The organism is Pseudomonas sp. UBT, from assembly GCF_050915955.1.
Lineage (GTDB): Bacteria > Pseudomonadota > Gammaproteobacteria > Pseudomonadales > Pseudomonadaceae > Aquipseudomonas > Aquipseudomonas antarctica_A.
Window position 1 is genome coordinate 2,146,039 of record NZ_CP168079.1, and the last position, 18,638, is coordinate 2,164,676.

Sequence of the window (18,638 nt, forward strand, 5' to 3'; positions counted from 1 at the left end):
TCACCATAGCAAGAGTCAATCAGAGGCGGCTTCCTGAACGAGGGAAGGGCGGCTATGATGGGCAACGTTTTTTTTGCTTACAATCCGGAGACATCCATGAGCAACGATCTTATCAAGCACGTCACCGACGCGACCTTTGAGGCCGAAGTACTCAAGGCTGCTGGCCCGGTGCTGGTTGACTACTGGGCTGAATGGTGCGGCCCTTGCAAAATGATCGCTCCTGTCCTGGACGACATTGCAACGACCTACGAAGGCAAACTGACCATTGCCAAGCTGAACATCGATGACAACCAGGAAACCCCGGCCAAGCACGGCGTGCGCGGTATTCCAACGCTGATGCTGTTCAAGAACGGCAACGTCGAGGCCACTAAAGTGGGCGCGCTGTCGAAGTCGCAACTGCAAGCTTTCCTCGACGCGAACATCTAAGCGTCGTCAAAAAAGCCCCGCAAATCGCGGGGCTTTTTCGTGAAACAGGGCTAGACGCTCCGAAATTCAGGTGGTACATTCGGCCCCGCACTGGTTTCTCCACTGCCCCCTGCAAGCCGTCGCCGACGCATTCCTTTTCGATTAGTACGCGATCCTGTCGCCTTCTCTGCGGCGCGGCCTCATTAAGCCAAAAGCTTAATTTCCCCCCTCCATAAATGATTACGTCATTCCTATATGAATCTGACTGAACTCAAGCAAAAGCCGATTACCGACCTGCTCCAATTGGCCGAAGAAATGGGCATAGAAAATATGGCCCGTTCGCGCAAGCAGGACGTGATTTTCTCCCTGCTCAAAAAGCACGCGAAAAGCGGCGAGGAAATCTCCGGTGATGGCGTGCTGGAGATTCTCCAGGACGGCTTCGGCTTCCTCCGCTCTGCAGACGCTTCCTATCTCGCCGGCCCAGACGACATCTATGTCTCGCCGAGCCAGATCCGTCGCTTCAACTTGCGCACCGGTGACACCATCGTTGGCAAGATCCGCCCTCCAAAGGAAGGCGAGCGTTATTTCGCCCTGCTCAAGGTCGACACGATCAACTTCGATCGTCCCGAGAACGCGAAAAACAAGATTCTCTTCGAGAACCTGACCCCGCTGTTCCCGACCGTGCGCATGAAGATGGAAGCCGGTAACGGTTCCACCGAAGACTTGACCGGTCGTGTTATCGACCTGTGCGCCCCGATCGGTAAAGGCCAGCGCGGCCTGATCGTCGCCCCGCCGAAAGCCGGTAAGACCATCATGCTGCAGAACATTGCAGCGAACATCGCACGTAACAACCCGGAAGTTCACCTGATCGTGCTGCTGATCGATGAGCGTCCGGAAGAAGTAACCGAAATGCAGCGCACCGTGCGCGGCGAAGTGGTTGCCTCGACGTTCGATGAGCCGCCAACCCGCCACGTGCAGGTTGCCGAAATGGTGATCGAGAAGGCCAAGCGCCTGGTCGAACACAAGAAAGACGTGGTGATCCTGCTCGACTCCATCACCCGTCTGGCCCGTGCCTACAACACCGTGATCCCGAGCTCCGGCAAGGTACTCACCGGTGGTGTCGATGCCCACGCCCTGGAGAAACCGAAGCGTTTCTTCGGCGCCGCGCGGAACATCGAAGAAGGCGGCTCGCTGACCATTATCGCCACCGCGCTGGTTGAAACCGGCTCGAAGATGGACGAAGTGATCTACGAAGAGTTCAAGGGTACCGGCAACATGGAACTGCCTCTGGACCGCCGTATCGCGGAAAAGCGTGTGTTCCCTGCGATCAACATCAACCGTTCCGGCACCCGCCGCGAAGAGTTGCTGACCGCCGACGACGAACTGCAGCGCATGTGGATCTTGCGCAAGCTGCTGCACCCGATGGACGAAGTAGCCGCCATCGAGTTCCTGATCGACAAGCTGAAAACCACCAAGACCAACGACGAGTTCTTCCTGTCGATGAAGCGTAAGTAATACGACGTTTCAGGTCTAAAAAATGGCGCCCTTTGTGGCGCCATTTTTTTGCATCGAAAAAGAGAGATTTGTGCGCTAATAGTGTCAGTTAAGAAACAAAAAGGTGGGTGCGGCTACGCTCACCTCCATCCGAATCAGGCTGATCGACGATTTATGACCGCTCTTGCTTACCGAAGGGACATTGATGGCTTGCGCGCCATCGCTGTCCTGGCTGTTGTGCTGTTCCATTTTGGAGTACCTGGCGTTACTGGCGGTTTTGTCGGCGTTGACGTGTTCTTCGTGATTTCAGGGTTCCTGATCACCTCGATCATCTGGCGCGAGCGTCAGGCCGGGCATTTCAGTTTTGTGGATTTTTGGGCCAGGCGGGCCAGGCGTATCCTGCCGGCGTTGATTGTGATGATGTCCGCATCATTGGCCGTCGGCTGGTTTTTGATGGCGCCCAAAGACTATTCAGAGCTGGGGCGGTCGATACACAACCAGGTGATTTTCATCTCCAATCTGTTCTTCATGCGTCAGGACGGTTACTTCGACACGGCCTCCGACATGAAGCCCATGTTGCACACCTGGTCGCTATCGGTTGAAGAGCAGTTCTACATCGCCTTTCCACTCTTGCTGGCGTTGCTGTCGAGCCGGCTGAAGCAATGGCGCGGCGCCTTGTTTGTATTGCTGCTGGTGTCATTTGCGGCGAGCGTATGGGCCGTGTCTCGGGAACCGGACAAGGCTTTCTTCCTGCTACCGATGCGAGCCTGGGAATTGTTGGCGGGTTCGATGCTGGCCGTCATGCCGGCGCGGGCTCGGCGGGCAAGCCCGATGCTGGCGCAAGCCGTCAGCGTGCTCAGCCTCGGCCTGATTATGGCGGCGGTATTTGGTTACGACGACAGCACCGCCTTCCCAGGGGCTGCCGCTTTGTTGCCGGTATTGGGTGTGGTGGGGCTGATTTGGGCCAACGGCCAGCAACCGACGTGGGTAGGGCGGCTGCTGGGCAGTCGTGTGTTGGTGGGCATTGGGCTGATTTCCTATTCCTGGTACCTGTGGCATTGGCCGGTGCTGGTGTTTGGCAAGTACGCCAGTATCTTTGGCCTGTCGCCCTGGGAGCTTGTGGCTCTGTTCGTCGTGAGCCTGGTGCTGGGTTATGCATCCTGGCGGTTTGTCGAAGGGCCGTTCCGTGAGCGGCGCTTGCTGGCAGGTCGCAGGTCGATTCTGGTAGCGGGTTTCCTTGGGCTTGCCAGCCTGGGCCTGGTCGGCAAAAGCCTGGTCTGGTCGGATGGTTTTGCATCGCGGCTGCCGCCCCAGGCGTTGCAATTTGCCAAGGCGCATACCTGGAGCCCCACACTCATGAGTTGCCTGTCGGACGATAAGAAAGACCCGCACCGTGAGCTGTGCCATTTTGGTCCACAGGCGAGCTCGGCTCGGGCAATGGTCTGGGGCGACAGCCATGCCTCGGCCCTGATTCCGGCATTGAATGACGGGGCGAGCAAGTACGACTTCAGCATCACCCAGGCCGGTTATGCCGGCTGCCTGCCTTTTTACAGGAAGGAAAACACGCCAGGTTGCAGTGCGTTCAACGAACGCGTGACCCAGTTGTTGAGCCAGGAACACTTCAGCGATGTGGTGTTGGTCGCCCGCTGGAGCCTCTACGTTTATGGCCAGCACTCCGGCGATACGGGCGCTTCGATTCATGATCCTGAGACGGGCAAGTATGACCGTGCTACCGCTGAGCACTTGTTCTCCGAGGGTTTGAGGGCGTTGGTGCAGCAACTCCGTGCCGGCGGCCATCGGGTCTGGTTGGTCAAGGAGGTGCCGCTGCAGGATTTCAATGTGCCTTATCGACTCAGCCGCTTGGCGATGTTAGGTCGCCCGACCGACCGAGAAGGCTTGCCACTGGCCGAACACGTCCAGCGACAGGCCTATATCAGCAGCGTTTTTGAGCAAATCGCCGCGGCTGACCCGGGAGTCCAGCTCCTGGACCCTGCGCCGGCGCTGTGTGCTGCAAACGGTTGGTGTCGGGTCGAACTGGGTGGCCAGTCGCTGTATACCGATGACAACCACCTTTCAAGCGTGGGCACGCGGTATGTAGAAGGGTTCCTTGAGCCCTTCTTCCGCAGCTTGCGCAATGCATCCGTTGAGTCGGATGTGAGTCGCAATGACGTGCAATAAGCTGCCAGCGCTCGTAAGAGCAGGTAGGATGTACGCCTATTTTACGGGTGGCATGGTTAATGAAATTCAAGGATCTTCGGGATTTCGTGCAGCAACTTGAGCAGCGCGGAGAGTTGAAACGTATCCAGGTGCCGATTTCCCCGGTGCTGGAAATGACTGAGATTTGCGACCGTACCTTGCGTAACAAGGGCCCGGCGCTGCTTTTCGAAAACCCGACCGGCTTTGATATCCCGGTGCTCGGCAACCTGTTCGGCACCCCCGACCGCGTGGCCTTTGGCATGGGGGCCGAGTCTGTCAGCGAACTGCGCGAGATCGGTAAGCTGCTGGCCTTCCTCAAGGAGCCCGAGCCACCCAAGGGCTTGAAGGATGCCTGGTCGAAGCTGCCGATCTTCCGCAAGATCATTGCCATGGCACCCAAAGTCGTCAAGGACGCGGTGTGCCAGGAAGTGGTCATCGAAGGGGATGATGTCGACCTCGCCATGCTGCCGGTGCAGACCTGTTGGCCCGGCGATGTCGGCCCGCTGATTACCTGGGGCCTGACTGTCACCAAAGGCCCGAATAAAGATCGTCAGAACCTGGGCATCTACCGTCAGCAAGTGATCGGCCGCAACAAAGTGATCATGCGTTGGCTAAGCCACCGTGGCGGCGCCCTGGACTTCCGTGAGTGGTGCGAAAAACATCCCGGCAAGCCGTTCCCGGTCTCCGTGGCCCTGGGCGCCGACCCGGCGACCATCCTCGGCGCAGTGACCCCGGTGCCCGATAGCCTGTCCGAATACGCCTTTGCCGGCCTGCTGCGTGGCAATCGCACTGAGCTGGTGAAGTGCCGTGGGAATGATCTGCAAGTGCCGGCCACCGCTGAAATCATCCTGGAAGGGGTGATTCATCCGGGCGAAATGGCCGATGAAGGCCCTTATGGCGACCACACCGGCTATTACAACGAAGTCGACAGCTTCCCGGTGTTCACCGTCGAGCGCATCACCCACCGGATCAAGCCGATCTACCACAGCACCTACACCGGCCGGCCGCCGGATGAGCCGGCTATTCTCGGTGTGGCGCTGAACGAAGTGTTCGTACCGATCCTGCAAAAGCAGTTTCCTGAGATCACCGACTTCTACCTGCCGCCCGAAGGCTGCTCGTACCGCATGGCCATCGTCACCATGAAGAAGTCGTACCCAGGCCATGCCAAGCGGGTAATGCTCGGTGTGTGGTCGTTTTTACGACAGTTCATGTACACCAAGTTCGTTATTGTCACCGACGACGACATCAATGCCCGGGACTGGAACGACGTGATCTGGGCCATTACCACGCGCATGGACCCCAAGCGCGACACGGTAATGATCGATAACACGCCGATCGACTACCTGGACTTTGCTTCGCCGGTATCGGGCCTGGGCTCGAAGATGGGCCTGGATGCCACGCACAAATGGCCGGGTGAAACCACCCGCGAGTGGGGCCGGGTGATCGTCAAGGATGAAGCCGTGACCGCGCGCGTCGATGCGATCTGGAAAGAATTGGGAATAGATTGATGCGTGTAACCCTGCAACCTTCCGGCGCGGTACTGGACCTGGTCCCTGGCGAACGAATCCTCGAAGGCGCACGCCGCCTGGGCTACGAGTGCCCGCAGGCCTGCCGCAACGGCGTGTGCCATGTGTGTGCCGCGCTGCTGGTGGAAGGGCGGGTGCAGCAAGCCGGTGAAGTGCGCGATCACGGTGAGTTCTACACCTGCATCGCCGAACCGCTGGAAGATTGCGTTGTGCTGTGGGATGGCGTGTTGGCGCCGGGAGAGTTGCCGTTGCGCAAGTTGTCGTGCCAATTGAGTGAGTGTGTGGAAGTCGGTGGCGATGTGTGGCGCGTGCGCCTGCGCGCGCCGGCCGGTAAGGCGGTGCGTTACCACGCCGGGCAATACCTGATGATCGAACGGGACAACGGCGAGAAGTCGGCGTTTTCGCTGGCCTCGGCGCCCCACGCCGGGCGCGAGTTGGAGTTGCATGTGCTGGCCCGCGAGGACAGCGCTCGCAACCTGCTCGAGCAGTTGCAACGCGACCGGATGGCGCGCATTGAACTGCCGTTTGGCGATACCCATCTGGCCGAATTGCCGGACGGTCCGCTGGTGCTGATCGCTGCGGGTACGGGCATGGCGCAGATGCACAGCCTGATCGAGCATTGCCGCGCCTCGGGCTTCAAGCACCCGGTGCACCTGTATTGGGGCGTGCGACGTCCGGAAGACTTCTACGAGATCGAACACTGGGCGCAATGGCAGCAACTGCCGAACCTGTTCCTGCACAAAGTGGTCAGCGACCTGTGCGGTTGGGAAGGGCGCTGCGGGCTGCTGCATGAAGCCGTCTGTGAAGACATCAGCGACCTCAAGTCTGTGCATGTCTACGCCAGTGGTTCGCCGGCGATGATCTACGGCACCCTGGATGCATTGGTCGAGGCCGGCATGGATGCGCACCAGATGCGTGCCGATGTGTTTGCCTACGCGCCGCGCCCTTGAAGCCTTGAGCTGAACTATTGTGGGAGCTGGCAAGCCAGCTCCCACATAGGTATGCAGCGTTCTTAGAAACGAACGCCTGCCGTCAGCATCGCAGCATTGAAGCCCAGTAACACCAGTTCGCTGGTCACCGGGCCGAAGTGAACCCCCACAGACGGAATGATCGCCGGCGCCACGCCAAAGCGGTTGAGCGGGATTTTGTCCCGATACTTGCCGCTGTAGCCCTGAAGCGCGCCTGCGGTCACCTTCACGTAAAACGGCGAATCGACAATATCGTAGCGCTTGCCTGCGTACACGTAGTACGAACGCTGGCTGAACGAGTTGCGAAACGTCGCCCCGCCATACACCAAACCCGACGCCTCGTTGCGCTCCAGGTTGATCAAATCCTGATGGTTATTGTGCTTTGGGTCCGGTGAAAAGTGCTGGGTGTAGACGCTTGTCTGGGCGTACCAGAAGCCTTTGTCGTTTTCGGTGACAGCCTCAGAGGCCAGGGCGCTGGCGGCTTGTGCCAACAGCAGCAGGCCGCAATAAAAGTATTTCATGGTTCGACCTCGATAGTCGTTCGGATGGGCGGCTAATGTGGGGTCGCTAAACGTTGGCAGTTTGGCGGTTAACGTCCTGCACGGCCTGAACCTGCGCTGAAAGCTTGGTCGCCTATGCTTATTCATTTACGGTATTACTGATGTAGGAAAAATCTCATTAAGATATAAGGAACGGACTACCGACTATCTGCCAATAACCACTAACGGACCGCCACCGCCCACCAGCCGGATCGATCGTACGAACCAGAGCATTGAAGTTCTGATTGTTGATTCTTAGGGGAGCGGTATGGGGAGCTATAAGAAACACACGCTGTACACAGCGATTTTGTCGGCAAATTTGCTGACCGCTGTGGGATTCAATCCAGTCCTTGCGAGCGAAACAGCTACCGCCGACGCACCAAAACTCGACACCGTGATCGTCACCGGCACTCGCGCCCAAGAGCGCACCGCCAGTACTTCGTTGTCGCCCATCGACGTGATCTCCGGCGATACCCTGCGCAGCACCGGCTCTGATGAGCTGGGTGCGGTGTTGGCGCGCCTGATTCCGTCGATCAACTTCCCGCGCCCCAGCCTGGTGGATGGCGCCGAACTGGTGCGCCCTGCGCAGTTGCGCGGTTTGTCGCCGGACCAAGTGTTAGTGCTGGTCAACGGCAAACGCCGCCACACCAGTGCATTCGTCAACCTCGGCGGGGCCGTGGGTCGTGGCTCGGCCCCGGCGGACTTGAATGCCATCCCGCTGTCGGCCGTCGACCATATCGAAGTGCTGCGTGACGGTGCGTCGGCGCGCTATGGCTCTGACGCGATTGCCGGGGTGATCAACGTGATCCTCAAGCACGACGACCATGGCGGCTCGATTTCGACCAAGTTCGGCGAGTACAAAAAGGGTGACGGTATCCAGCGCAATGTCAGCGGCAATACCGGCCTGGCCTTGGGCGACAACGGCTTTATCAACCTTTCGGCCGAAGGCGCCGACAACGATTACACCAACCGCGCCGGGGATGATTTGCGCTCTGGCAGCATCGGCTCCACCACTTACGGGCAGCGGGTGTTCCGTCAGGGTGAGCCGGCCACCAATGAAGGCAAATTGCAGTTCAACTCCGAGTATTCCTTCAGCGACGGGCTCGAGTTCTACACCTTTGGCGGTTACAGCAAACGCCGCGGTGAAACGGCGGCGTTCTACCGGGCAAGCAATGCGTCCAATAACATTGCGGCGCTCAACCCCAATGGCTACCTGCCGTTGATCAAGGGCAACCTGGAAGACAGCTCATTGGTCGTCGGTTTGCGTGGCTTGCTGGCTTACGACTGGCACTACGACCTGTCGGCCAACTACGGCAAAAATCAGTATGAGCTGAGTACCGACACCATCAACACCTCACTGGGCCTGGCCACGCCGCGAAAGTTCGACAATGGCACGCTGAGCAACGAGCAGAAACAAGTCAGCCTGGACCTGTCCCGTGAGTTCGACGTGGGCTTCCTGCCTTACCCGGTGTCGGTGGCCTTTGGCGGCGAATACCTGCACCAGGGTTATGAAATCGAAGCGGGCGACCCGGCGTCCTACTACCAGACCGGCAGCTCAGGCCTGGGTGGTTTCCGTGATGCCGATGCCGGCAGCAGTTCACGGCATAACTGGGCCCAGTACCTGGACCTGGAAACCAACTTCACCGAAAAACTCAGCGCTTCGGCCGCCGTGCGCCATGAGGACTACAGCGACTTCGGCTCCAATGTCAGCGGCTCGTTGTCGGCCCGCTATGACTTCACCCCGCAAGTGGCCCTGCGTGGCAGCATCTCCAACGGCTTTCGAGCGCCGTCTCTGGCCCAGCAGAACTTTGCCTACACCTCGTCACAGTTGATCGGCAGCACCATTCAGGAGGCCGGCACCTTCCCGGCCAACAGCAAGGTGGCCCGCTCGCTGGGCGCCGAAGACCTGAAAGCCGAGAAGTCGCGTAACTACAGCCTTGGCCTGGTGCTTGAACCTGCCGATGACCTGACCGTGACACTCGACGTGTACCGCATCGACATCCGCGACCGCATCAGCCTGTCGTCCAACCTCAATCTCAACCCGGCCACCATTGCCTACCTGCAAGCCAACGGTGTCGGCAACATCAACTACACCAGTGCCCGCTATTTCACCAACGCCACCGACACCAGTACCGACGGCGTCGATCTGGTGGCCAACTATCGTTACCAGTTCGATAATGGCATCCGCTGGAACAGCACGGTTGGCTACAACTACAACCACACTAAGGTCACGGACGTGAAGGCCAACCCGGCCATTCTGGACAGTCTGGGCGCCAATCTGGTGCGGGTGGACCGGCGCGAGCGTATCGGTTTACTCGGCGACACCACACCTCAGCACAAACTGAGCCTGGGTAACGATTTCACCTATGGCCGCTGGGCACTGCACAGCAATCTGGTGCGCTACGGCGAATTCACCAGTTACCAGGCGGACAACATCAACGACCAGACCTTCAAGGCTGCCTGGGTACTGGACCTGTCGGCGGACTACAAGCTGAAGAACTGGACCTTCACCCTGGGCGGAGACAACGTCACCGATAAATACCCGGAGAAGGTCAATGCCTACGCCAGCAGCGGCGGCAACCTCGCCTATAGCACTTTTTCGCCATACGGTTACAGCGGCGCGTTCTATTACGGTAAAGTTGCTTACAATTGGTAATAGCTTCTCGTAGCAACATTCTGTAGTGGCAAAGGAGACCTAAGCGATCCGCCATGACCGTTATTGAAACCGATCTTTTGCAATTGGCTTACCCTCCGCGGCTCGATCTGGGGCCGCAACTTACTCACGAGCAATTGATGAGCTCAATGCAGGCCACGATGGCCAAGCATAAGGGTGGGCCGGTCTGGCTATTCGCTTATGGTTCGCTGATCTGGCGTCCCGAATGCTCGTCGACCCAGCGCATGCGCGCGCGGGTTCACGGTTATCACCGTGGCCTGTACCTGTGGTCACACGAGCATCGGGGGACGCCGGAGTTGCCGGGGTTGGTGTTTGGCCTGGATCGTGGGGGTTCTTGCAGCGGGTTTGCCTACCGCTTGCCGGAAGACCAGCTTGAGGCTTCTCTTTATGCCTTGTGGCAGCGCGAGATGCCTTACCCCTCGTATCGGCCGCACTGGCTCAGCTGCCGTCTGGAAGATGGCAGTCAGGTACAGGCGTTGGGATTCGTGTTGGAGCGGCACTTGCCCAGCTATGCTGGCAACCTGCCCGATATCGTGCTCAACCACGTGTTGGAAAGCGCTTGCGGGCGTTACGGCACGACGCGCGATTACGTCGAGCAGACTGTTAACGCCCTGCGTAGCCACGCCATGCCAGATAAGAATCTGGAGGCGCGGCTCAAGCGTTGTGCAAAGGATTGTTCCGGCGATTAACGCGCCGTGCTGACGCTATTGGTGTGCCACAGCGTTGGGATCAGGAACGCGATCGCCAACAGGCAGGCGCCCACCAGCAACACAAAGCCACCGTCCCAGCCGAAATGGTCCACGGTGTAGCCCATGGCCGCACTCGCGGCCACCGAACCACCCAGGTAACCGAACAAGCCCGTGAAGCCCGCAGCGGTGCCCGCGGCTTTTTTCGGTGCCAGCTCCAGCGCCTGCAGACCGATCAGCATCACCGGGCCGTAGATCAGGAAGCCGATAGAGAACAGCGCAATCATGTCGACCATTGGGTTGCCTGGCGGGTTGAGCCAGTAAACCAGGGTCGCCACGGTGACCAAGGCCATGAACACGATGCCGGTCAGGCCTCGGTTGCCACGGAAGATCTTGTCCGACATCCAGCCGCACAGCAGCGTGCCCGGAATGCCCGCCCACTCGTAGAAGAAATACGCCCACGAGGTTTTATCCACGTCGAAGTGCTTGGCTTCCTTAAGGTAAGTCGGCGCCCAGTCCAATACGCCGTAGCGCAGCAGGTAGACGAAGACGTTGGCGAAGGCGATGTACCACAGCATTTTGTTGCGCAGCACGTACTTGACGAAGATTTCCTTGGCGCTGAATTCGTCTTCGTGGCTGGCGTCGTAGCCTTCCGGGTAATCGTTCTTGTATTGCTCGATAGGCGGCAGGCCGACCGATTGCGGGGTGTCGCGCATGGTGATGAAGGCAAACGCCGCCACCGCCAATGCCACGGTCGCCGGCACATAGAACGCGGCATGCCAGTCGTTGAACCAAGCCATGCCCAGCAGGAACAGCGGGCCGATCAGGCCTCCGCCGACGTTATGCGCCACGTTCCACACAGACACCACGCCGCCGCGTTCTTTCTGCGACCACCAGTGCACCATGGTCCGTCCACTTGGCGGCCAGCCCATGCCCTGGGCCCAGCCGTTGATGAACAGCAAAATGAACATCATGGTCACGCTGGACGTTGCCCAAGGTGCGAAACCGAAAATGAACATCACGCCCGCCGATATCAGCAGGCCGAAGGGCAGGAAATAGCGCGGGTTAGAGCGGTCGGACACCAGGCCCATGAGGAATTTGGACAGTCCGTAGGCAATCGCAATCGCCGACATCGCCAGGCCCAGCTCACCACGGGTGTAACCCTCGTCGATCAAGTACGGCATGGCCAGCGAGAAGTTTTTGCGCAGCAGGTAGTACCCGGCGTAACCGAAGAAAATACCCGCGAAGATCTGCCAGCGCAGTCGTCGGTAGGTACTGTCTATTTTTTCTTCAGGCAGGGGCGCCTGGTGTGCGGCAGGACGGAAGAAAGCAAACATTCAAGAGCTCCAAATTTCTTGTTTTGACTGCGGATGCGAATGTTACAGTTTCGTTACCGAAAATAGCATCGCCTCTTATCTGCAAACACAGGAAATCCGAGCGATTGCATGTTCTCTTACGAACATGTCGCTAATGGATAAGTATGGGCCGTAATCAGCTTCTTCGAAGCACTGGAGATCAAAATGTGGGAGCTGGCTTGCCTGCGTTGCGGTCTGTCAGCTGCATTTGTTGGAGCTGACCCACCGCAATCGCAGGCAAGCCAGCTCCCACATTGACCGCGTTTCAAATCATTACCGGATCTGAACGACGACCTTGCCCACCGCCTTGCGCTGCCCCAGGTCGTTGATCGCGTGGGCAGCCTGTTCCAGCGGATACACCTGCGACACCAACGGCTTCAACTTGCCCTCGGCGTACCAGGTGAACAACTGCTGGAAGTTCGCCGCATTGTCCTGCGGCTGGCGCTGGGCGAACGAGCCCCAGAACACCCCCACCACGGACGCACCCTTGAGCAGCGCCAGGTTCACCGGCAGCTCGGGAATGCGCCCGCTGGCAAAGCCCACCACCAACAAACGGCCGTTCCAGGCGATACCACGAACAGCTTGGTCAAACAGATCGCCGCCTACCGGGTCGTAGATCACATCGACACCGTTGCCGTCGGTCAGGCGCTTGATTTCGTCCTTAAGGTTGGCTTCGCTGTAGTTGATCAACTCGTCCGCGCCGGCGGCCTTGGCTACGGCCAGTTTGTCTGCACTGCTGGCGGCGGCGATTACCCGGGCGCCCATGGCTTTACCGATTTCCACGGCAGCCAGGCCCACGCCACCCGAGGCACCGAGTACCAACAGGGTTTCGCCGGGTTGCAGGTTGGCCCTTTGTTTCAAGGCGTGCATCGAAGTGCCGTAGGTCATGCTGAAGGCCGCGGCGGTGTTGAAATCCATGCTCGGCGGGATCGGCAGCACGTTGTAGCCCGGCACGGCGACCTGCTCGGCAAAGCTGCCCCAGCCGGTCAGGGCCATGACCCGGTCGCCGACTTTCAAGTGGCTGAGTTTTTCACCGACTTCACTGACCACGCCGGCCGCTTCGCCACCCGGCGAGAATGGGAAAGGCGGCTTGAACTGGTATTTGCCCTCGATGATCAGGGTGTCCGGGAAATTGACCCCGGCCGCGTGCACGTCCAACAGGATTTCGTTCTTCTTGATCGCCGGGCTGGCGATCTCTTCCAGCACCAGGGTTTCGGCGGGGCCGAAGGCTTTGCACAGCACAGCTTTCATCGGACTATTCCTTTTGGTGTCGTGGCCGATAAGTGTAGGAGGGTACGCCCGTGGGTCAACGAGCATGCCCGGGCCTGATAAGTCGCCATAAGCTTGTGCTCAGTCGTGCTAGCGTTATGCTACCGGGCAATCGAATTTGAGGAATGAACTGTGAAAGCGTGGATCCTGTTGATGCTCGCCCTGACCTTGCCGATGGCAGCCCAGGCCGAAGAAGCGAAAGAAGGCGAGGCGCCCAAGGTCAGCTATTACAGTCTGAACCCGCCCTTCGTGGGCAATTACGGCCTGGATGGCACAACGAAACTCAAGGTGTTCAAGGCCGACATCGCCTTGCGAGTGACTGGCCCCGAAGCCCTTGCCGCGGTCAAGGCCAACGAGCCATTGATTCGTAACCAGATGGTTGCGCTGTTCACCCAGCAGACCAACGAAGCCATGAGTACGGTCGAAGGCAAAGAAAAATTGCGCCAGGAAGCCTTGAAGCAAACCCAGCAAGTCATGAACGACGAAACCGGCAAGCCGGTGGTGGAAGACCTGTTGTTCAACAACTTGATCATCCAGTAACGGTTCCTTGTGGCGAGCGGGCTTGCCCCGCGTTGGGTGGCGAAGCCGCCCCAAAACCATACGCCTCGGTACACCTGAAACAATGTGGTGAATCTGGATGGGGCTGCTGCGCAGCCCAACGTGGGGCAAGCCCGCTCGCCACAGTTAAGAAGCCAGGCTTTTGCGAAACCTGGCCAACGCCACCGCAAAAAACACCAGGCCAATCGCCGCCAGCGCCAGCAAGTCCGGCCACACCACACTCACGCCCGCATCCCGGAACAGAATCGCTGCGCTCAGGCTCACAAAGTGCGTCGACGGCGAGCCCTGCATCACCCACTGTAGCCACTCGGGCATGCTGTCCAGCGGCGTGCTGCCACCGGACAGCAACAGCATTGGGATGATCACCGGAATTGCCAGCAAACCGAATTGCGGCGTCGAGCGAGCGAGGGTGGCGAGGAAGATCCCCAGTGCGGTACTCGCAAACAGATACAGCGCCGTCACAAACAGGAACAGGCTCATGGACCCGGCCAGCGGCACGCCGAGCAAGCCTTTGACCACCAGCTCCAGGGACAGCCAGGTGCATAGCACCACCACCAGCATGTTGCTCCAGATTTTCGCCAGCATGATTTCCAGTGCGGTCAGCGGCAGTACCAATAAATGATCAAGCGTGCCGTGCTCGCGCTCGCGCAGCAGCGCGGTGCCGGTCAGCACGATGGCCAGGATGGTGATGTTGTTGACGATCTGGATCACCGCCAGGAACCAGCCGCCTTCCAGGTTGGTGTTGAACAGCGCCCGGGTGGTCAGCAGCGCGGGTAACGTCTGACTGGCATTGGCCTGGCCGCTGTAGCTCAGCAGCTCACGCTGGAAAATCCTGCCGATGTAGCCTGCGCCCATGAACGCCTGGCTCATCGCCGTGGCATCGACGTTCACCTGCACGCCCGGTTGCCGCCCGGCCAACACGTCGGCCTGGAAATTTGCCGGCACGTTGATCACGAAGGTGTACTCGCCGCTGTCCATGACCTTATCCAGTTGGTCATAGGCCAGCGGCGCGGGTGGTTGAAACTCCGGCGGTTGCAATGCTTCGGCCATCTGCCGGGACAGCGCGCTGTGGTCTTCATCGACAAAGGCCACGCTGGCGTTGTGCACGCCAATTACCGAGCCGGCGGCGGGCATGTAGATCGCGACAGTAAAGGCGTAGGCCAGAAACAGCAGCAACACGCTGTCATGGCGCAGGCTGGTGAGTTCCTTGATACCCAGTCGCAGAATGTGAGCGAGCTTGTGCATCAGGCCTCCTGCTTCTTGAGCATGATCAAACTCAGCCCGGTGAACCCGACAAAAAACCCGAACAGCGCCAGGCACTGCGGCCACAACTGGCGCAGGTCGAGGGCCTTGGTAAAGGTGCCCACCGCGATATCCAGAAAGTGCCCGGCGGGAAACAACGTGCCCATCAGTGCGGCCGCGCCTTCCAGGGACGAGCGCGGCACGATCAACCCCGAGAACTGGATGGTCGGCAGGCTGGTGATGATCATGGTGCCGAGGATCGCCGCAATTTGAGTGCGGGTGAACGCTGAGATCAGCAGGCCCATGCTCGTTGTGGCCAGCACATACAGCAGGCCGCCAAATGCCAGGGTCAACCCGCTGCCTTTAAACGGTACACCGAACAGCCAGCGGTTCATCGCCACCAGCAGCGCCAGGTTGACCAGGCTCACGGCCAGGTAGGGGGCCTGTTTGCCCAGCAGGAATTCCAGGCGGGTCAGGGGCGTGGCATAGAAGTTGGTGATCGAGCCCAGCTCTTTCTCGCGCACGATGCCCAGCGCGGTGAGCATCGCAGGGATAAACGCCAGGATCAGCGCCATCACGCCCGGGCCGATGGCATTCACGCTGACCACGTCCTGGTTATAGCGAAAGCGCGTTTCGAGCTTGGCGGTGGCTGGGGCGTTCAAGGGCAGGCTGCTCAGCGCGGCCAGTTGCTGGAGGTTGCCCAGGTGCACGGCTTCAACATAGTTGCGGCTGGTCTCCGCGCGAAACGGCATGCCGCCGTCGAGCCACGCGGCTACCGTGGGTTGGCGACCGGCGTAGAGGTCGCGGCCAAAGCCGGGCGGGATTTCCAGCGCCAGTTTGATTTCCGAACGCTGCAGGCGACGGTGCAATTCATTGGCGTCGCGGATGGGCGCTTGTTCGGCGAAGTAGCGCGAACTGCGAAAGGCTTCCAGGTAGGCACGGCTCTGCGGCGTCTGGTCCTGGTCGTAGACGGCGAAGGCGAGGTTTTCCACGTCCAGGGAAATCCCGTAGCCGAAGATCACCATCATGAACATCGCCCCCAGCAGGGCGAAGGCCATGCGCACTTTATCGCGCAGCAGCTCCTTGCCTTCGCGGCCCGCCACGGCCAATAGCCGAGCCAGGCTGAAACCGTGTTTGCTGACGGGCGCTGCGCCGGTATCGCTGACGGTTGCGCTCGGCGCGGCAGGTTCCGGTTCGCCTTGTGCCTGCTCCAGGCAGGTGACGAACGCAGCTTCGAGGGTGTCGCCATGGAATTGCGTTTGCAGTGCGTCGGGCGTGTCGCAGGCGAGCACCTTGCCCGCGTGCATCAGGGAGATGCGGTCGCAGCGTTGGGCCTCGTTCATAAAGTGGGTGGACAGGAAGATCGTCACGCCTTGTTCGCGGGACAGCTCGATCAGCAATCGCCAGAAATCATCCCGCGCCGCCGGGTCGACGCCCGAGGTGGGCTCATCGAGGATCAGCACTTCCGGGCGATGCAGCACCGCCACGGCCAATGACAGGCGCTGGCGCAGGCCCAGCGGCAACTCGCCGGACGGCTGCTCGGCTACATCACTGAGGTCGACGCGCTTGATCAGCTCGTCGATCCGCGGGCCGGCATCAGCCTTGGGCAAGTCGAACAGTTGCGCGTGCAGCACCAGGTTCTGGCGCACGCTGAGTTCGCCGTACAACGAAAAACTTTGCGACATGAAACCCACGCGCTTGCGGGTCGCCAGGTCCTTGGCATTCACCGGGTTGCCGAGCAGCGTGGCGCTGCCTTCGGTGGCCGGCATCAGCCCGGTGAGGACTTTCATGGTGGTGGTCTTGCCGCAACCGTTAGAGCCCAGGAAGCCGAAAATCTCACCTCGGCCGATGGCGAAGCTGACTTTATCCACCGCGGTGAAATCACCAAAACGCAGCGTCAGGTCGTGGGCTTCGATGGCGATATCGGTGTTATCGCTGTTACGCGGCGGAATCACCAGCGGCTGATTGTTGTGGGCACTGTCGCCCTGGAAGTGGGTAAAGGCCTCATCCAGCTTGCCGCTGGGTGTCGCGGCCGCCAATTCGCTGCTGAGGCCGTCGGCGATCAGTTTGCCGCGATCCAGCATCAGGCAGTGTTCGAACTGCTCGGCTTCTTCCATGTAGGCCGTGGCCACCAGCAGCGTCAGCTGCGGGCGTTCGTGGCGTACGGTTTCGACCAACTCCCAAAAGCGTCGGCGCGACAGTGGGTCGACGCCGGTGGTGGGCTCGTCGAGGATCAGCAGGTCCGGGTCGTGGATCAGCGCGCAGCACAGGCCGAGTTTCTGCTTCATGCCACCGGACAGCTTGCCGGCCGGGCGCTCGGCGAAGCGCGCGAGGTCGGTGGCCAGCAGCAGGTTGTGCATGCGCTGCTCGCAATCGGCTTTTGACAAACCGAACAGTGTGGCGAAGAAACGGATGTTCTCGCTGATGGACAGTTCGGGGTACAGGTTGCCGCCCAGGCCTTGGGGCATGAAGGCGATGCGTGGGTACAGGCTGTTGCGGTGGTGGCGGTCTTCGATAGAGCCACCGAGTACTTCCAGTTGCCCCGCCTGAAGCTTTTTAACTCCGGCGATTAGCCCCAGCAGGCTCGACTTGCCCGCGCCATCCGGGCCGATCAAGCCGCAGCGTGTGCCGGCGGGCAGGCTGAAGGCGATATCGACGAGTGCCTGTTGCTTGCCGTAGCGGTGGTTGATCCCCGTGGCGTGCAGCGCCAGGTCGGTCATTGCAGGTTGGCCGGCCAGTCGATATCAGCCGTGCGCACGTAGCCGGCGCCGGGCATGCCCGGCTTGGCTTGCGGTACGGCGCTGGGTTGAGTCAGCCGCAGCTTGACGCGGAACACCAGCTTCTGACGCTCGTCGCGGGTCTCGACCTCCTTGGGCGTGAACTGCGATTTGTCGGCGACAAAGCTGATTTTCGCCGGCAGCGGTTGCTGGGGCAGGGCGTCGAGCAGGATGCGTGCGTCACTGCCGACGGTCAGGCGACCGGTGATGGACGCGGGCAGGTACAGGTTCATGTACTGATCATTGGGATCAATCAGCAACAAAACTCGGCCACCCGCGCCAAGCACTTCGCCAGGCTCGGCCAGGCGTAACTGGATGATGCCGTCGATGGGCGCACGCAGGCTGCTGTCGTCGATTTCGCTGGTGAGCTGGGCCACCTGAGCCTGGGCCGCGCCAATGGCGGCTTTCACCGCATTGACCTGAGCTTGCGCGGCAACCACGGCGGCGTTGCCGGTGTTCTGACGCGCTTGCTGCTGGTCGATCAACTGGCTGCTGGCGAAGCCGCGCTTATACAGTTCCTGGGTGCGCCTGAGTTCCTGGCTGGCCAGCAGTTGTTCACTCTGGCGCAGCTGCACGTTGGCTTCGGCGGCGGCGAAGTTTTCCTTGGCGCGCAGCACTTCGGCTTCGGCCTGGGCGCGCTGGGCTTCGAGGGTGCGGGTGTCCATGCGCGCCAGCAATTGGCCTTTGAGCACCTTGTCGCCTTCGTCCACGCGCACTTCGGCCAGGCGCCCGGGGATCTTGGCGGCGATCTGCACTTCGGTGGATTCCAGGCGACCATTGCCCATGCTCAAGCCTTCTGGCAGGCGGTCTTGGGTGGATCGCCAGTAACCGAAGCCGCCGGCACCCAGCAACAGGGCGATCAGGGCAATAGCGAAAAGGCGCGACATATGGCGGTTCGTAGACATGGCTGCATCCTGCGGCATTAGCGTCCCAGTGTGACCGGTTTACC

Annotated in this window: 14 protein-coding genes; 8 read left to right on the plus strand and 6 right to left on the minus strand. The window is 60.1% G+C overall.

The window, feature by feature from the left end; translation table 11 throughout:
* Positions 1-96 precede the first annotated feature (96 nt).
* From trxA to ACDZ94_RS09800, 5 genes are all read left to right on the plus strand, one after another.
* On the plus strand, positions 97-426 hold the full coding sequence (gene trxA, locus ACDZ94_RS09780; protein WP_015886460.1) for a thioredoxin TrxA: 330 nt from the start codon (positions 97-99) through the stop codon (positions 424-426).
* Positions 427-660: 234 nt separating this feature from the next.
* Positions 661-1,920 carry a transcription termination factor Rho gene (gene rho, locus ACDZ94_RS09785; RefSeq protein ID WP_003176825.1) on the plus strand — a complete coding sequence of 420 codons (1,260 nt, stop codon included), beginning with the start codon at positions 661-663 and terminating at the stop codon, positions 1,918-1,920.
* A 153-nt stretch (positions 1,921-2,073) separates the two neighbouring features.
* The gene (locus ACDZ94_RS09790) at positions 2,074-4,077 is read left to right on the plus strand and encodes an acyltransferase family protein (protein ID WP_432751391.1); all 2,004 of its coding nucleotides are present in this window, start codon (positions 2,074-2,076) and stop codon (positions 4,075-4,077) included.
* A gap of 59 nt (positions 4,078-4,136) precedes the next feature.
* On the plus strand, positions 4,137-5,603 hold the full coding sequence (ubiD, locus tag ACDZ94_RS09795; protein ID WP_053258591.1) for a 4-hydroxy-3-polyprenylbenzoate decarboxylase: 1,467 nt from the start codon (positions 4,137-4,139) through the stop codon (positions 5,601-5,603).
* Positions 5,603-6,571 (plus strand): CDP-6-deoxy-delta-3,4-glucoseen reductase, encoded by a 969-nt coding sequence (locus tag ACDZ94_RS09800; RefSeq protein WP_064454654.1) that lies wholly within the window; start codon positions 5,603-5,605, stop codon positions 6,569-6,571. The genes ubiD and ACDZ94_RS09800 overlap by 1 nt, the downstream gene beginning before the upstream one ends.
* Before the next feature lie 62 nt (positions 6,572-6,633).
* Here ACDZ94_RS09800 and ACDZ94_RS09805 read toward each other — a convergent pair whose 3' ends face one another.
* On the minus strand, positions 6,634-7,110 hold the full coding sequence (locus ACDZ94_RS09805) for a sn-glycerol-3-phosphate transporter (protein WP_432751392.1): 477 nt from the start codon (positions 7,108-7,110) through the stop codon (positions 6,634-6,636).
* A gap of 286 nt (positions 7,111-7,396) precedes the next feature.
* Here ACDZ94_RS09805 and ACDZ94_RS09810 point away from each other — a divergent pair, with 286 nt between their 5' ends.
* Both ACDZ94_RS09810 and ACDZ94_RS09815 read left to right on the plus strand, forming a co-directional pair.
* A complete protein-coding gene (locus tag ACDZ94_RS09810) occupies positions 7,397-9,784 on the plus strand; it encodes a TonB-dependent receptor plug domain-containing protein (RefSeq protein ID WP_432751393.1) in 2,388 nt (795 codons plus the stop codon).
* 53 nt (positions 9,785-9,837) lie between these two features.
* The gene (locus ACDZ94_RS09815; RefSeq protein WP_064454651.1) at positions 9,838-10,491 is read left to right on the plus strand and encodes a gamma-glutamylcyclotransferase; all 654 of its coding nucleotides are present in this window, start codon (positions 9,838-9,840) and stop codon (positions 10,489-10,491) included.
* Here the strand turns inward: ACDZ94_RS09815 and glpT are convergent.
* Together glpT and ACDZ94_RS09825 are read right to left on the minus strand one after the other, a co-directional pair.
* Positions 10,488-11,825, minus strand: a complete 1,338-nt coding sequence (gene glpT / locus ACDZ94_RS09820; protein WP_064454650.1) for a glycerol-3-phosphate transporter — start codon at positions 11,823-11,825, stop codon at positions 10,488-10,490. The genes ACDZ94_RS09815 and glpT overlap by 4 nt on opposite strands.
* A gap of 291 nt (positions 11,826-12,116) precedes the next feature.
* Positions 12,117-13,094 (minus strand): NADPH:quinone oxidoreductase family protein, encoded by a 978-nt coding sequence (locus ACDZ94_RS09825; protein ID WP_064454649.1) that lies wholly within the window; start codon positions 13,092-13,094, stop codon positions 12,117-12,119.
* A 150-nt stretch (positions 13,095-13,244) separates the two neighbouring features.
* On the opposite strand from ACDZ94_RS09825, the gene ACDZ94_RS09830 reads away from it, so the two are divergent.
* The gene (locus tag ACDZ94_RS09830) at positions 13,245-13,652 is read left to right on the plus strand and encodes a flagellar basal body-associated protein FliL (protein WP_064454648.1); all 408 of its coding nucleotides are present in this window, start codon (positions 13,245-13,247) and stop codon (positions 13,650-13,652) included.
* A gap of 144 nt (positions 13,653-13,796) precedes the next feature.
* On the opposite strand, the gene ACDZ94_RS09835 is transcribed toward ACDZ94_RS09830, so the two are convergent.
* Genes ACDZ94_RS09835 through ACDZ94_RS09845 form a run of 3 tightly spaced genes read right to left on the minus strand, consistent with a single transcriptional unit; the run spans position 13,797 to position 18,594 of the window.
* Positions 13,797-14,915, minus strand: a complete 1,119-nt coding sequence (locus ACDZ94_RS09835; protein WP_407016366.1) for an ABC transporter permease — start codon at positions 14,913-14,915, stop codon at positions 13,797-13,799.
* The gene (gene rbbA, locus ACDZ94_RS09840) at positions 14,915-17,632 is read right to left on the minus strand and encodes a ribosome-associated ATPase/putative transporter RbbA (protein ID WP_221295873.1); all 2,718 of its coding nucleotides are present in this window, start codon (positions 17,630-17,632) and stop codon (positions 14,915-14,917) included. The genes ACDZ94_RS09835 and rbbA overlap by 1 nt, the downstream gene beginning before the upstream one ends.
* Positions 17,629-18,594 carry an HlyD family secretion protein gene (locus tag ACDZ94_RS09845; RefSeq protein WP_221295872.1) on the minus strand — a complete coding sequence of 322 codons (966 nt, stop codon included), beginning with the start codon at positions 18,592-18,594 and terminating at the stop codon, positions 17,629-17,631. Before ACDZ94_RS09845 ends, rbbA begins: the two co-directional genes overlap by 4 nt.
* Between the last annotated feature and the right edge of the window lie 44 nt (positions 18,595-18,638).